At 65.7% G+C, this 14532-nt stretch carries 11 protein-coding genes; 10 read left to right on the top strand and 1 reads right to left on the bottom strand.

Features of this window, described 5'->3' with window-relative positions; translation table 11 throughout:
* The first annotated feature begins 5 nt into the window (after nt 1-5).
* The 7 genes from ACVI1L_RS05515 to ACVI1L_RS05485 all read left to right on the top strand — a co-directional run bounded on the left by ACVI1L_RS05515 (nt 6) and on the right by ACVI1L_RS05485 (nt 7930).
* Entirely contained in the window at nt 6-626 is a 621-nt protein-coding gene (locus tag ACVI1L_RS05515; RefSeq protein WP_456782460.1) for a class I SAM-dependent methyltransferase, read from the top strand.
* A 21-nt stretch (nt 627-647) separates the two neighbouring features.
* Nucleotides 648-1058 (top strand): DOPA 4,5-dioxygenase family protein, encoded by a 411-nt coding sequence (locus tag ACVI1L_RS05510; protein WP_456782459.1) that lies wholly within the window; start codon nt 648-650, stop codon nt 1056-1058.
* A 146-nt stretch (nt 1059-1204) separates the two neighbouring features.
* On the top strand, nt 1205-3571 hold the full coding sequence (locus ACVI1L_RS05505; RefSeq protein WP_456782458.1) for a putative bifunctional diguanylate cyclase/phosphodiesterase: 2367 nt from the start codon (nt 1205-1207) through the stop codon (nt 3569-3571).
* 261 nt (nt 3572-3832) lie between these two features.
* Entirely contained in the window at nt 3833-4822 is a 990-nt protein-coding gene (locus tag ACVI1L_RS05500; RefSeq protein ID WP_057016925.1) for a DUF2778 domain-containing protein, read from the top strand.
* A 285-nt stretch (nt 4823-5107) separates the two neighbouring features.
* Nucleotides 5108-6157 (top strand): aromatic ring-hydroxylating dioxygenase subunit alpha, encoded by a 1050-nt coding sequence (locus ACVI1L_RS05495; protein ID WP_456782457.1) that lies wholly within the window; start codon nt 5108-5110, stop codon nt 6155-6157.
* 15 nt (nt 6158-6172) lie between these two features.
* Nucleotides 6173-6925: a GntR family transcriptional regulator gene (locus ACVI1L_RS05490; RefSeq protein ID WP_253589268.1), complete on the top strand. Its 753-nt coding sequence runs from the start codon at nt 6173-6175 to the stop codon at nt 6923-6925.
* A 12-nt stretch (nt 6926-6937) separates the two neighbouring features.
* Complete coding sequence (locus ACVI1L_RS05485; RefSeq protein ID WP_456782456.1) at nt 6938-7930, top strand: PDR/VanB family oxidoreductase; 993 nt, start codon at nt 6938-6940, stop codon at nt 7928-7930.
* A gap of 31 nt (nt 7931-7961) precedes the next feature.
* Here ACVI1L_RS05485 and ACVI1L_RS05480 read toward each other — a convergent pair whose 3' ends face one another.
* A complete protein-coding gene (locus tag ACVI1L_RS05480) occupies nt 7962-9923 on the bottom strand; it encodes a putative bifunctional diguanylate cyclase/phosphodiesterase (protein WP_456782455.1) in 1962 nt (653 codons plus the stop codon).
* Between the two features lie 266 nt (nt 9924-10189).
* Here ACVI1L_RS05480 and ACVI1L_RS05475 point away from each other — a divergent pair, with 266 nt between their 5' ends.
* The 3 genes from ACVI1L_RS05475 to ACVI1L_RS05465 are packed head-to-tail and all read left to right on the top strand — an operon-like array spanning nt 10190 to nt 14443.
* Entirely contained in the window at nt 10190-11185 is a 996-nt protein-coding gene (locus ACVI1L_RS05475; protein WP_456782454.1) for a VOC family protein, read from the top strand.
* A gap of 1 nt (nt 11186) precedes the next feature.
* Nucleotides 11187-12770, top strand: a complete 1584-nt coding sequence (mhpA, locus tag ACVI1L_RS05470) for a bifunctional 3-(3-hydroxy-phenyl)propionate/3-hydroxycinnamic acid hydroxylase MhpA (protein ID WP_456782453.1) — start codon at nt 11187-11189, stop codon at nt 12768-12770.
* 59 nt (nt 12771-12829) lie between these two features.
* Nucleotides 12830-14443, top strand: a complete 1614-nt coding sequence (locus ACVI1L_RS05465; protein WP_057016931.1) for a GMC family oxidoreductase — start codon at nt 12830-12832, stop codon at nt 14441-14443.
* The last annotated feature ends 89 nt before the right edge of the window (nt 14444-14532 follow it).

Raw genomic sequence — 14532 nt, 5'->3', positions numbered from 1 at the left:
TCGCCATGACCGCTTCTGATCGGCAATCGCATTGGCAGACTGTCTATCTGACCAAGGGAGAGCAGCAGGTGAGCTGGTCGCAGGCCGATCCGCAGCCATCGCTGCACCTGATCGAATCGGTTGCGCCCGGCCGCGACGCCTCGATCGTCGACGTCGGCAGCGGAGCTTCGCGACTTGTCGATGCGCTGCTGGCGAGCGGCTTTCATGATGTGACCTTGCTCGATCTCTCTGAAGCGGCACTGGCGAACGCGCGGGAGCGGATCGGCGCAGCAGGTGACGCGGTGCACTGGATCGTAGGTGACGCAACGGTCTTGCAGCCGCAGCAGACCTTCGACATCTGGCACGATCGCGCGGCGTTTCACTTCCTGGTCGAGGAACCAGACCGCGCAGCTTATCTCGACCGGCTGCATCGCGGCGTCAAAGCAGGCGGGCACGCCGTGATCGGCACCTTCGCACTGGATGGCCCGGAGAAGTGCAGCGGCCTGCCGGTGCAGCGCTATGACCCCGCGACGCTCAGCAGGACCATTGGTCCGGCATTCGAGTTGATCGCGCATGAGGCGCACCGGCACGTCACGCCCTGGGGCGCGACGCAGTCGTTCCAGTTCAGTGTGCTGCGGCGCAAGTGACCGGCCAGAAGGAGAGCTGAGATGACGGACGCGCCACGGACGATCGGCGAGATCGCGAGCTATCACGCTCATGTCTATTACGACCCCGCGACCAGCCGGGACGAGGCGGAGCGGCTGCGCAACTGGATCGGCGAGCGCTTCCTGGTCATGCTCGGACGCTGGCACGACGTCAAGGTCGGCCCGCACGATCAGGCGATGTATCAGGTGGCGTTTGCGGCCGAGCTGTTTCCGACCCTGGTGCCGTGGCTGATGCTGAACCACGGCAGCCTGAGCATCCTGGTCCATCCCAACACCACCAATCCGCGCCGCGACCACCGCGACGATCCGCTCTGGATCGGCACGCCGCTCGCCGTCCATGCCGACAAGCTGCCCGAAGAGGCCGAGATGGAGCAGGCGCCGGCGCCGAACACGTCGCCGACATTGCACCCGTGAGCGTCATCGCCGGTCGCCGGGGTGCGTAAAGTTTGACGCAATTGTGCTGCTGCCAAGTCGTTTCAAACTCATCGCGTTTTGCAACGTGAGGTTAAATCACCATTCCTAGGCTTCCCGATAAATTTCAGGGTCGGGGCGCATTGGGCATGTTCTTTTCGTTTCGAAGCTGGTCGTTGTGGCGGGTGGTGGGACCGCTGCTGGCCATCGTGTTGCTGCTGGGCGGCCTGTCGGCGGGCAGCCTGCAGGTGATGTCCGCGGTCAGGGCCTATGTGGCCGGCGAAAGCATGTGGTCGAAGGGGCAGAAGGACGCCATCCACTACCTGCAGACCTATGTCAGCACCGGTGCGCCGCTTTATCTGCAGAAGTTCGATGCCGCGATCGCGGTGCCGCTGGCCGATCGCACGGCGCGCCGCGCGCTGGAAGCGCCGGGCAACAATGACGCCGTGGCGAGGGCCGGCTTCGCCAGGGCAGGCAATCATGATGACGACATCGGCGGCCTGATCTGGCTGTTCAAATATTTCCGCACGATGCACCACGTGGCCGGCGCGGTGACGGCATGGCGCAATTCGGATGCGCTGCTCGATCAGCTGATTGAAATCCGGAACGAGGCGGCGAGCGACGTCGCGCTGTACGATCCGTCGGCTGCGACCATCAGGCATTGGGCCGAACGGATCGGTACGGTTGATGCGGCGCTGAGCACGCTCGCCGTCGATTTCTCCGATCATCTGGGCAAGGCGTCGCGTCAGGTCTCCGCGCTGCTGCTGCTGGTCAACCTCGTGATCGCGGCCTGCCTTGCCGGCATCGTGCTGGTCCATACGCGGCGGATGCTGTGGCGGCGCTGGCTTGCCGAGGCCGCGCTCGCGGTCGAGAAGGAGCGCGCCCAGCTCACGCTGGCGTCGATCGGCGATGCCGTCATCGTGACGACGCAGGACGATCGGGTCGACTACATGAACGCCGCCGCGCAGCGGCTCATCGCGGCAGGGCAGGAGGTGACGGGACGGCCGCTGTCGTCGCTGTTCAACATTGCCGAACAGCCGGTGCGCGGATCGTTCGACGCCGACGACGAAAGCCGGCCGCAGCTCCTGGTGCGGCCGGACCACTCCAGCGTGCCGGTCTCGGTGGTCGAGACCCCGATCGTGCATGCCGGAGAACCGGCCGGTCGCGTCATGATCATTCACGACATGACCGCCGAGCGGCGGCTGGTCGAGGAATTGGCGCGGGCTGCCTCGCATGACGCGCTCACCGGCCTTGCCAACCGCCGGCAGTTCGAGTTCGAACTGCACAAAGCGATGTCGGGCTCGCCGGCCGTCGGCGCCGACCTGATGCTGATTGATCTTGATCAGTTCAAGATCGTCAACGACACCTGCGGCCACATGGCGGGCGACCGGTTGCTGAAGCAGGTGGCGAGGCTGCTGGCGACCGAAGTCGGCAGCAGCGGCCTCGTCGCGCGTCTTGGCGGCGACGAGTTCGGCATTCTCCTGCGTGACGACGGCTCCGCGACGCACGACGTCGCTGCCGACGTTGCGGAGCGGGTCAGGGCGGTGATCGAGCAGTCGAACTTCATTTATGAGGGATCGAGCTTCCGGATCAGCGCGAGCATCGGCCTGGTCGGGCTGGCCGACAGCGCCGGCGTGCAGGACGCGTTGCGGCTTGCCGACGTTGCCTGTTTCCTTGCCAAGGACAAGGGACGCAATCGCGTCCAGGAGCACCGCCCGTCCGACACCGGCATGGCCGTGCGCGTTGCCGAGATGAGCTGGGTCAATCGCATTCGCAAGGGACTGGATGAGGGGCGCTTCTGCCTCTACGAGCAGGAGATCCGCCCGGTGAACGGCGTGCTGAAGGGCAACGACCGGCGCGAGCTCTTGCTGCGCCTGCGCGACGAGAGCGGCGCGCTGGTGCCGCCCGGCAGTTTCCTGCCCGCCGCCGAACGCTACGGGCTGATGCCGCTGATCGACCGCTGGGTGGTTCGCCGCGCCTTCGAGATCATCGCCGAGCGCAAGCAACAGCCGCGCAAGATTGCGAGCTACGCCATCAACCTGTCCGGCGCCACCATCGGCGACAGCGACTTCGTCGACTTCGTCGCCGGGCTGTTCGCGCAGCTTGACGTTTCGCCGGCATCGGTGTGTTTCGAGATCACCGAAACCAGCGCAATCTCGAACCTCGACGAGGCGCAGAAGTTCATCGCGCGGCTGCGCGAGATCGGCTGCAGCTTCTCGCTCGACGATTTCGGCACCGGCATGTCCTCGATCGCCTATCTGAAGCACCTGCCGGTCGACATCATCAAGATCGAAGGTTCGTTCGTGAAGGAGATCCTGAACAGCAAGGTCGATCGGGCGATGGTCGAGATGATCACCAAGACCGCGAAGATCATGCAGAAGCAGGTGGTCGCGGAATTTGTCGAGAACCTCGCGATCCTGGACGAGCTGCGCCAGATCGGGGTCGATTACGCCCAGGGTTACGCCATCGGGAAGCCGGTCCCGGTGCTCACTCTCTGGGAAGAAAAGATCGCCTGAGCCGCCGAAATCGTCCCGAATCGGGACATTTTCGGTCAATTCAGCCCGCCCAAGGCTGATTCTCTGGCACTTTCCATCCGAAAAACGTTTAAAAAACCTCTCGTTGTGCGCTTTGTCTCGATTATGCCTTACTCTAATTCCCTGATATGATGAGTGATCGGTGAATCCCGGTGGGCCGGGTAACAGGCCCCAGAGCACCGAACTTGGGGATTGATGGGTCAACGAACGACGAAACCTGCCCGGCGCAAGTCGAGCCGCGGCATGTCTCTGGTGGGCAGCACGGCGTTTGCCGTGAGCGCGCTTGCCCTGTCGTCTGGCCTTGCCGCCTGGATGGTCGGCATCGATCCCACCGCATGGCTTCACGGTCCGGCGCTCGCCAACACCACCGCCTCGCTGAACTTCGACGATCGCTTCGGCTCTCGCTCCACGATCAATTCGGCCTCACTCTATTATCCACTGCGCCGCGGGTTCCGTTCGAGCCGCGGCGATTTCAATTCCGAGTTCGGCCAGATCGAGGACGCGCTGTCCGGCCAGCTGCGCGACACGCAGACCGAACTGCCGACCAGCCAGTCGGCGACGGCGTCCGTCGCCGCCACGACCACAGCGACGACGTCCACCGTGCCGATGCCGCGGTCGCGGCCGGCCGAGGCCAATCTGCTTGCGCGTAACGATCAGCCGCCACCGCCACAGGCGCCGGTGCAGCAGGGCGACAACCGGACGTTCCTGCAGAAGATTGCCGACATGATGCCGGGCAAGATGCAGCTGGCCTCGCTCGATCCGAATGACGGATTGTTGTCCGGTCCGAGCCCCGATCTCGGCAAGCTCGGCTATGACAGCACCACGGCGGTCTACGACATCACCGGCCGCATCGTGTACATGCCCGACGGCACCAAGTTCGAGGCGCATTCAGGCCTCGGCAATCTGCTCGACGACCCGGCGCATGTGAATGCCCGCAACGCCGGCGCGACGCCGCCCGGCATCTATGAGATGAAGCCGCGCGAGAAGCTGTTCCACGGCGTGCCCGCGCTGCGCATGACCCCGGTCGATGGCAGCGACACGTTCGGGCGCGTTGGCCTCTTGGTCCACAGCTACATGCTCGGACCGAATGGCGACTCCAACGGCTGCATCTCGGTCAAGCACTACGACAAGTTCCTGCAGGCCTACCGCAGCGGCACGATCAAGCGCATCGCCGTCGTCATCAACATCAAGGATGTTCAGTCGGCCTCGACCCGCGCGGCGTCGAACTCGTAGGCCGCGCGCCGGCGCCTCCGGCAAATTGCGCAGGCTCTTGCAGAGTCCAACCTTCGATCCGCTGACCGCCTCCAGCGCGGCCTGGCTGCTTCTTCCATCGTCTCGGAAAATTGCACCACGTTGTCGCCAGCTCTCCCTGGAGGCGGCGCCGGCTTGATTGTCTTCCCGACACGGTGCAATTATGTATACTGAAAATCGGACATAAATACCCTGATACCTCATATTTGCCTATTTTGCGAATATGATGTATACATAGCGTATTCATAAACGCTGAGAGGCGGACCAGTGCCAAAACCCTTTCCAATGAACGCATGGTACGCGGCCGGCTGGGATGCCGAGATCAAGCGCGCGCTGTTGCCGCGGACGATCTGCGGAAAGCATGTCGTGATGTACCGGAAGGGCGACGGCGAGGTGGTGGCGCTGGAGGATGCCTGCTGGCACCGCCTCGTGCCGCTCTCCAAGGGCCGGCTCGATGGCGATGCCGTGGTCTGCGGCTATCACGGCTTGAAATACAATGCGCAGGGCCGCTGCACCTTCATGCCCTCGCAGGAGACGATCAATCCGTCGGCCTGCGTCCGCGCCTATCCCGTCGTCGAGCGCCACCGCTTCATCTGGCTCTGGATGGGGGATCCCGCGCTTGCCGACCCGGCGCTGGTGCCAGACATGCACTGGAACCACGATCCGGCCTGGGCCGGCGACGGCAAGACCATTCACGTCAAATGCGACTATCGCCTCGTTGTCGACAATCTGATGGACCTGACGCACGAGACCTTCGTGCACGGCTCGAGCATCGGCAATGATGCGGTCGCCGAGGCACCGTTCGACGTCACCCATGGCGAGAAGACGGTCACCGTGACGCGCTGGATGAAGGGCATCGAGGCGCCGCCGTTCTGGGCCAGGCAGCTGCAGAAGCCGGGCCCGGTCGATCGCTGGCAGATCATCCGCTTCGAAGCGCCGTGCACCGTCAACATCGACGTCGGCGTCGCGCCGGCCGGTTCGGGCGCGCCGGAGGGCGATCGTTCGCAGGGCGTCAACGGCTATGTGCTGAACACGATCACGCCCGAGACCGAGAAGACCTGCCATTATTTCTGGGCCTTCGTCCGCAATCACCGCATCACCGAGCAGCGGCTGACTAGCGAAATCCGCGACGGTGTCGCCGGCATCTTCCATGAGGATGAGATCATCCTGGAAGCGCAGCAGCGCGCGATGGACGAGAATCCGGACCGGGTGTTCTACAATCTCAACATCGACGCCGGCGCAATGTGGGCGCGGCGCGTCATCGACCGCATGGTGGCGAAGGAAAATCCGGCGCAGCAGCTGCAGGCTGCCGAGTAGGCGAGGGGCGAGCCCATGGCGGAACGCGAGACCGATCGTTCAGTGTCGCAGACCGTGCGGGCGCAGCTTGCGCTGCGCGACCTCGTTCTCTCCGGCGGCCTGCGGCCCGGCGAGCGGATCTCGGAGCTGCAGGCGGTCGAGTTCACCGGGGTGTCGCGTACGCCGGTGCGGATGGCGCTGGTGCGGCTGGAAGAGGAAGGCCTGCTGGAGGCGATCCCTTCCGGCGGCTTCATGGTCAAGGCATTTTCCGAGCGCGACATTCTCGATTCGATCGAGCTGCGCGGCACGCTGGAGGGACTGGCCGCGCGCTTCGCCGCCGAGCGCGGCGTCTCGTCGCGCGATCTCGAGCCGCTGAAGGAATGCCTCAACGAGATCGACGGCCTGGTGCGGCAGGATCCGATTTCGGTCGAAGCCTTTTCGTCCTATGTCGCGCTCAACGCGCGCTTCCACGCGTTGCTCACCGAGCTGTCGCGCAGCCCGCCGCTGATCCGGCAGATCGACCGCGCCTCGGCGCTGCCATTCGCCTCGCCGAGCGGCTTCGTGATGGCGCAATCGGCGTTGCCTGAGGCGCGCCACATCCTGCTGATCGCGCAGGATCACCATCGCATTGTGGTCGACGCCATCGAGAACCGCGAGGGCGCGCGCGCCGAGGCGATCATGCGCGAGCACGCAAGGCTTGCGGCACGCAATCTGCGGCTGGCGCTGCGCAACCGCAGCCATCTCGATCTGCTGCCGGCGCTGGCGCTGATCAATTCGGCAGCCGGCTGAGCGGAGAACGCCATGCGATTCATCGAGACCTGGACACCCGCCACGCTGCTCGCCGTGCGCGACCTCACGCCCGGCATCCGTGAATTCCTGCTGCGGCCGGATAACTTTACGGGTGCGCCCTATCCGGTCGGCAGCCATATCGATGTCGGCGTCACCATCGAAGGCCAGCCGCAGACCCGCTCCTATTCGCTGGTCGGCGAAGTCGATCCGCAGGGCTACCGGATCGCAGTTCGGCGCGCAGCGGATTCCCGCGGCGGCTCGCGCTACATGTGGTCGCTCGCGCCGGGCGTGCGGCTCAACATCACGCTGCCGACCTCGCTGGTGCAGCTCGACTGGACGCGGCGGCAGTTCTGCCTGATCGCGGGCGGCATCGGCATCACGCCGATCGTCGGTGCGGCACAGGCGCTCGCCCGCCGCGACGCCGGCGTGACGCTGCACTATGCCGTGCGCACGCGCGGCGATGCGGTCTATCTTGAACCGCTTGAGCGTGCGCTCGGCGACCGCCTCACCGTCCACGCCGGCGACGAAGGCAGGCGGCTCGACCTCGAGCGCGTCTTTTCGGCGCTGCCGCAGGACACGATGACACTGTTCTGCGGCCCGATGCGGATGCTGGACGCGGCGCGGCGCGCCTGGGAGGAATCCGGCCGCCCGCTCTCCGACTTGCGCTACGAGACCTTTGGATCGAGCGGGCTGCTGCCGACCGAGCCGTTCCGCGTACGGCTCAGGGGCCCAGGGACTGAGCTGGGGACCGAGTTCGTCATCCCGCGCGACCGGTCGATGCTGGACGTGCTCAACGAAGCCGGTCATGAGGTGATGAGCGACTGCCGGCGCGGTGAATGCGGGGTCTGCGCGCTCGACGTGGTCGATGTCGACGGCGAGATCGACCATCGCGACGTCTTCTTCAGTGACCATCAGAAGCGGGAGAGCCGCAAGATCTGCGCCTGCGTGTCGCGCGCCCGCGGCACCATCACGGTCGACACCCTGCATCGGTCGGACACGCCCTGACGAGCCGATCGGCGCGGACGGTCGATCGGCGTTACGCCGCGTGCACCGAGTGCTGCGGATCGTGATCGAGCAGTGCGGAGATCTCGCTGCCTGACATCGGCCGCCCGATCAGATAGCCCTGGACCTCATCGCAACTGGTCTGGCGCAGATATTCGAGCTGATCCGCGGTTTCGACGCCTTCGGCCACGACGCCGATCTGCAGCTCCTGCGCGAGGCCGATCACCGATTTGACGATCGCGGCGCAGTCCGGCTGGGTCAGCATGTCCCGGATGAAGGATTGATCGATCTTGATGCGGCTGAACGGCAGCTTGCGCAGATAGGTCAGCGACGAGAAGCCGGTGCCGAAATCGTCGAGCGCGACCGTCAGGCCGAGCTCGAGCAGCGCGTGCAGGATCGCGGGCGCCGATCCGTATTTCGAGATCAGCATCGACTCGGTGATCTCGATCTCGAGACGGTTCGGCGCGACGTTCGCCTCGGCCAGCGCGTCGACGATCGTCTGCAGGATGCCGACGTTCTGGAACTGGACCGCGGAGAAATTGACCGCGATCCGGATGTCGTCCGGCCAGCGCGACAGCATCGTGCAGGCGCGGCGGATCACCCACTCGCCCAGCTGGTGGATCAGCCCGCTCTCCTCGGCGATCGGGATGAAGACGGTCGGCGGGATCAGGCCGCGGGTCGGATGCTGCCAGCGCAGCAGGGCCTCGAAGCCGGTGACGCGGCCTTTGCGGATGTCGAGGAACGGCTGGTAGACCAGAAACAGCTCGTCCGCCTCGATCGCATGCTCGAGATCCCGCTGCAAGGCGCGGCGGTCGCGCGCCGACCGGTCGTCGCTGGCCTCGAAGAAGCAGATGGTACCGGGCGCGGATTTCTTCGCCCGGTAAAGCGCGATGTCGACATGCTTGAGCAGGTCGTGGGACGTGCTGCCGTCTCGGGGCGCCAGCACGATGCCGGTGCTGATCGTGCGGTTGACCTCCAGCCCGTCGATCGGGAACGGCTCGGCAAAGGCCGCGACGAACCGTTCGGCGATCGCCAGCGCATCCTCGGGCCTTGCCAGATTCGACATGATCAGGGCGAATTCGTCGCCGCCGATCCGTGCGACATGTTCGGCCGCGCGCGTGCAGCGCTGCAGCCGGGCCGCGACCTGCACCAGGAACTCGTCGCCTGCCGGATGGCCGAACCTGTCGTTGACCTCCTTGAAGCGATCGAGATCGAGCAGCAGCACCGCGAATTCCTCGCCCGACCGCGCCAGCCGGTTCAGTGCGCCGTTGAGCGCTTCATTGAAGGCGACGCGGTTCGGCAGATGCGTCAGCGGATCCTGCCTCACCGTCCGTTCGGCCTCGTGCTGGGCGATGATCCGGCGCCTGAACTCGAACGCGTTGACGAACACGCCGCGCAGCAGCACCGAACCGTAGACCAGCACCAGCACGGCCATCAGGAGGTAGACGAAATCGCCGTCCCGGCCGAGGCAGATCGCGGTGCCGACGAAGATCGGCGCGGTGAACGCAATCGCGGCGATCGGGATGGTGGAGAATGCGAAGGCGCCGCCGGCCAGCATTCCGGCGCACAGGCAGGTGATGATGAGCTGGGCGCCGCTTGATGCGTTCGCGAAGAAGGCGACGGGGACGACGCCCCAGGCCGTCCCGAGCGCCAGCGCATTGCGCACCAGCCGGTACATGGTTCGGCGCGACACGAATTGCGGCTTGGCGATGCGGCGTGATGCCCGCGCCTGCAGGCCGAAGAACAGCGCCGCGCTGCCCACCGCGGCTGCCCACACCAGCGCAAAGGCCCAGTCCGGCGATTGCCACAGCGCAATCGCGAGCACCAGCGCGTTGCAGGCGTTGGCCAGCATGATGCCGAAGGAATAGCCGAGCACCAGCGAGACCTGTTCGGCGCGGATGTGGCCGGCAAGCGCTTCATCCGCCGGTGGTGCACCGAAGGCCGCGAGGTCGCCCGCGAACAGGGTCGCGAAATATGATCTCAGATGGGTACGCATCACTACGTTGCCTGCCCGGTTTGGCCATGGCGCCGTGGCGAAGAATTCTCTGCAAACCTTTGACAAACTATGAACTATTGGAACGGACCGTGCCGCGGCGGGCCGCTCCTTCGGTTCCACCGGCGGGCATTGCTAACAAATCGATACAAATGCGTGAGGCGAGGTCACGGAGCGGCAGAGCTTGCCGCGCGCCGCGCTGCTTGATCCCCCGCGGGTTTTTCGCAATGAGTCGGGTTCGCGCGAACGGCAAAAACCAGAAGGTGCGCATGAGCCTCCCGATCACGAACCACGATCCCGGGTTCCGTATCACGCGGGCCAGCCATGTCGTCCTGACCGTTCGTGATCTCGCGGCGAGCCGGCAGTTCTACGAAAAGGTGATCGGGCTGATCCTGACCGCGGAGGAGGGCGGCGCACTCTATTTCCGCGGCGTCGAGGAGGCCTGTCATCACAGCCTTGTGTTGCGCAAAGGCGAGAGCGCCGCCTGCGCGCGGCTCGGCCTGCGGGTCTTTCAGGACGGTGACCTCGACCGGCTCAAGGCCTTCTTCGAAGCGCAGGGATGCCGGGCCGCCTGGGCCGAAGTGCCGCATCAGGGCCGCACCCTGCATGCGACCGATCCGGCCGGCACGCCGCTGGAGTTCTGCGCGACCATGCCGGTCGAGTCGCGCATGATCACCAAATTCACCCGCCATGCCGGCGGCTCGGCGCTGCGGCTCGATCACTACCAGGTGCTGACGCCGGAGCTGCGCAAGGCGTGCGAGTTCTACACCGCGGCAGGCTTCCGGCTCAGCGAATACATCGCGCCCGCTGATACCTTCGACCTGCGCGGCGTGTTCCTGCAGCGCAAGGGCAATCCGCACGACATCGTGTTCTTCAACGGCGCCGGACCGCGGCTGCATCATTTCGCGTTTCTCGCGCCCGAGGTTCATCATCTGCTCAACGCCTGCGATGTCGCCGGCGAGCTCGGCTATGGCGCGGCCGTTGAACGCGGCCCCGGGCGTCATGGGCCGGGACACGCGATGTATGTCTACATGCGCGATCCCGACGGGCATCGCGTCGAGCTGTTCAACACCCACTACCAGATCATAGACATCGAGAACGAGCCGGTCGGCTGGGATCCGTCCGACCACACGATCTCGTTCCCGTGGGGGCTGCCGGCGCGGCAGGCCTGGTTCGAGGAGGCGACGCCGTTCGAAGGTGTCGCGATCCGCGAACCCGAGGTGAAGCCGAAGCCGCTGACGCTCGAGAGCTACCTCGCGAAGTAGCATGTCATTGTCAGCCGATAATCCCATCCATGACGCGGCCATCGTCGGCCTCGGGCCGGTCGGTGCCATCTTCGCCAATCTACTCGCGAAATCCGGCTTGCGCGTTGCGGTCGTCGAGCGCATTGCCGACATCTACGACAAGCCGCGCGCGATCACGCTCGACCACGAGGCGCTGCGCGTGCTGCAGGCGATCGGGCTCGGCGATTTCATGGAGCAGGCGATCGCCCCGCATAACGGCTCGCACTATCTCGGCGTCGACGGCGAGATCATCAAGATCTTCGACCCGATGCCGCCGCCGTTCCCGCTCGGCTGGAACGTGACCTTCGTGCAGCCGGACGTCGAGCAGGCGCTGCGCGACAAGCTCGCCGACTATCCGCATGCCGACATTTTCCTTGCGGCCACGGGCGTGGCGCTGCAGCAGGACGACGGCGCGGTGATGCTGACGGCGCGCCGCGAGTCCGGCGAGGAGTTCCTGATCCGCGCGCGCTATCTGGTCGGCTGCGACGGCGCCAACAGCTTCGTCCGCAAGCAGCTCGGCATCGGCCTCGACGACCTCGCCTTCGATGAATGGTGGATGGTGGTCGACACGCTGACCAGCGATCCCGCCAAGCGGCCGGCCAGGAGCTTTCAGTGTTGCTGGCCGTCGCGGCCCGGCACCTTCGTGCCGGGCCCGCGCAATTTGCGGCGCTGGGAGATCAAGTTGCTGCCCGGCGAGGACCCCGAGGCGGCCGGCGCGCCCGACAACGTCGTGACGCTGCTCAAGGGTTTCACCGATATCTCGGACCTCACGATCTGGCGCTCGGCGGTCTATCGCTTTCACGCGCTGCTCGGCCGGCGCTGGCGCGACCGCCGCGTGCTGCTGATGGGCGATGCCGTACACCAGACGCCGCCGTTCCTCGGGCAAGGGCTGTGCGCCGGTATCCGCGATGCGGTGAACCTGGCCTGGAAGTTGCGGCTGGTTCTTCGTGGCGACGCCGGCAATGCGCTGCTCGACAGTTACGAGATCGAGCGCAAGCCGCATGTTCGCGCCGTCGTCGCCAGCGCCAAGGAATTCGGCAAGATCATCGGCAAGCTCGATCCGGTGGCCGCCGTCGAACGCGACATGCGGCTGCGCGCCGACCTGAAGGCCGGCAAGGCCGAAACCATCAGGCAGAAATTCATCCCCGATCTCGTCTCCGGCCTGATCGCGCGCGATGCCGCGCTTGCCGGGCGGCTGTTCGTGCAGCCGCATGTGCGCGCGCCGGATGGGCGGACGTGCCGGCTCGACGATCTGCTGCAGCCGGAATTCGCGATCGTGACGACCGCGGCGGAGCGGATGGCGTGGCTGTCGGACGCGTCCGCTGCCGCCTGGCAGCGTCTGTCAGGCGAGCGCGTCGTCATCGCCACATCAGGCGAAAGCGCCGATCGAGGCGGTATCCTGACCGTGATCGAACGCGACAGTTTGTTCGCGGACTGGATGCGGCAGCATGACTCCGCGGCCGTCATCGTGCGGCCGGACCGCTACGTCTTCGGCGCCGCGCGCAATGCCGGCGAGCTCAGTATGCTTGTCGGGCAACTGCTCCAGAACCTCAGCGCAGGGCACTAGTCTTTTCAAGGCTGCGCTTTGTCTGTACCACCGGAAGAAAGAAATTCCGGGGGAAACCAGTGAACAACAATAACGATGCGGCGGAGTATGATTACGTCATCGTCGGCGCCGGCTCGGCCGGCTGCGTGCTCGCCAACCGCCTGAGCGCTGACGGCAAGCACTCGGTGCTGCTGCTCGAGGCCGGCCCGAAGGACAGCAACATCTGGATCCATGTGCCGCTCGGCTACGGCAAGCTGTTCAAGGAAAAATCCGTCAACTGGATGTACCAAACCGAGCCCGAGCCGGGCCTGAACGGGCGGCAGGTGTTCCAGCCGCGCGGCAAGGTGCTTGGCGGCTCCAGCTCGATCAACGGCCTGCTCTATGTGCGCGGCCAGCATGAGGACTATGACCGCTGGCGCCAGCGCGGCAATGCCGGCTGGGGCTATGACGACGTCCTGCCCTATTTCCGGAAGGCGGAAGATCAGCAGCGTGGCTCCAACACCTATCACGGCGCCGGCGGCCCGCTGCCGGTGTCGGATTGGCGGCATCATGATCCGCTGTCGGAGGCCTTCGTGCATGCCGCAGCCGAGGTCGGGATTCCCACCAATCCGGATTTCAACGGCGCGACCCAGGAGGGCGCGGGCTTCTTCCAGACCACGACGCGGCGCGGCCGGCGCGCCTCGACGGCGCGGTCCTATCTGCGGCCGGCGTTGACGCGCGGCAATCTTCATGTCGAGACCTCGGCGCTGGCGCAGCGCATCCTGTTCGACGGCAAGCGCGCGAGCGGCGTCGCCTACAAGCAGAACGGGCAATTGCGCAAGGCCAAGGCGCGCAGGGAGGTGCTGGTATCGAGCGGTGCGTACAACTCGCCGCAATTGTTGCAGCTCTCCGGCGTCGGCCCTGCCGATCTGTTGAAGCAGCACGGCATCGACATCGTGCTCGATGCGCCCGGCGTCGGCAACGACCTGCAGGACCACATGCAGGTCCGCATCGTCACGCGCTGCGCGCAGACCGTCACGCTGAACGACGTCATCAATCATCCCGTGCGCCGCGTCATGGCGGGCCTCCGCTACGCCGCGCTGCGCAAGGGGCCGCTGACGATCGCCGCCGGCACCTCGGGCGCGTTCTTCAAGACCAGCCCGCGGCTTGCCTCGCCCGACATCCAGATCCACTTCCTGCCGTTCTCGACCGACAAGATGGGCGAGCAGCTGCATCCGTTCTCGGGCTTCACGGCCTCGGTCTGCCAGCTGCGTCCGGAGAGCCGCGGTTCGCTGAAGATCAGGAGCGCGGACCCGGGCGTGCCGCCGGAAATCCGCATCAACTATCTGGCGACCGAGACCGATCGCCGCGCCTTCATCGACGGCATCCGTATCCTGCGCAAGATCCTGGCGGCACCGGCGCTGAAATCCTATTCAGTGGGCGAGGTCGATCCCGGCGCCAAGGTGGTCAGCGACGACGACCTGCTCGATTTCTGCCGGCGCACCGGAAGCACGGTCTATCATCCGACCTCGACCTGCCGGATGGGCAACGATCCGCTCGCGGTGGTCGACCAGCGGCTCAAGGTGCGCGGCATCGAAGGTCTGCGCGTGGTCGATGCGTCCGTCATGCCGGACCTGATGTCGGGCAACACCAATGCGCCGACGATCATGATCGCGGAGAAAGCGTCGGACATGATCCTGGAGGATGCGAGGTAGGACGCCATCCGTCATCCTGAGGAGCGCGTAGCGCGTCTCGAAGGATGCACGGCCCCGGTCTGACGGCTCGGAAAGCTCCGGGCCGTCGA

The organism is Bradyrhizobium sp. USDA 4516 (genome assembly GCF_054055915.1).
Note: the sequence above shows the minus strand (reverse complement) of the source record. Positions and strands in the feature narration are given on the sequence as shown.

Excerpts from the sequence above, each read along its gene's own strand:
- ACVI1L_RS05480 (WP_456782455.1), bottom strand. The coding sequence starts at position 9,923 with ATGCGTACCCATCTGAGATCATATTTCGCGACCCTGTTCGCGGGCGAC.
- ACVI1L_RS05485 (WP_456782456.1), top strand. The coding sequence starts at position 6,938 with ATGCGATTCATCGAGACCTGGACACCCGCCACGCTGCTCGCCGTGCGC.
- ACVI1L_RS05500 (WP_057016925.1), top strand. The coding sequence starts at position 3,833 with ATGTCTCTGGTGGGCAGCACGGCGTTTGCCGTGAGCGCGCTTGCCCTG.
- ACVI1L_RS05490 (WP_253589268.1), top strand. The coding sequence starts at position 6,173 with ATGGCGGAACGCGAGACCGATCGTTCAGTGTCGCAGACCGTGCGGGCG.
- ACVI1L_RS05515 (WP_456782460.1), top strand. The coding sequence starts at position 6 with ATGACCGCTTCTGATCGGCAATCGCATTGGCAGACTGTCTATCTGACC.
- ACVI1L_RS05505 (WP_456782458.1), top strand. The coding sequence starts at position 1,205 with ATGTTCTTTTCGTTTCGAAGCTGGTCGTTGTGGCGGGTGGTGGGACCG.
- ACVI1L_RS05475 (WP_456782454.1), top strand. The coding sequence starts at position 10,190 with ATGAGCCTCCCGATCACGAACCACGATCCCGGGTTCCGTATCACGCGG.
- ACVI1L_RS05510 (WP_456782459.1), top strand. The coding sequence starts at position 648 with ATGACGGACGCGCCACGGACGATCGGCGAGATCGCGAGCTATCACGCT.
- mhpA (WP_456782453.1), top strand. The coding sequence starts at position 11,187 with ATGTCATTGTCAGCCGATAATCCCATCCATGACGCGGCCATCGTCGGC.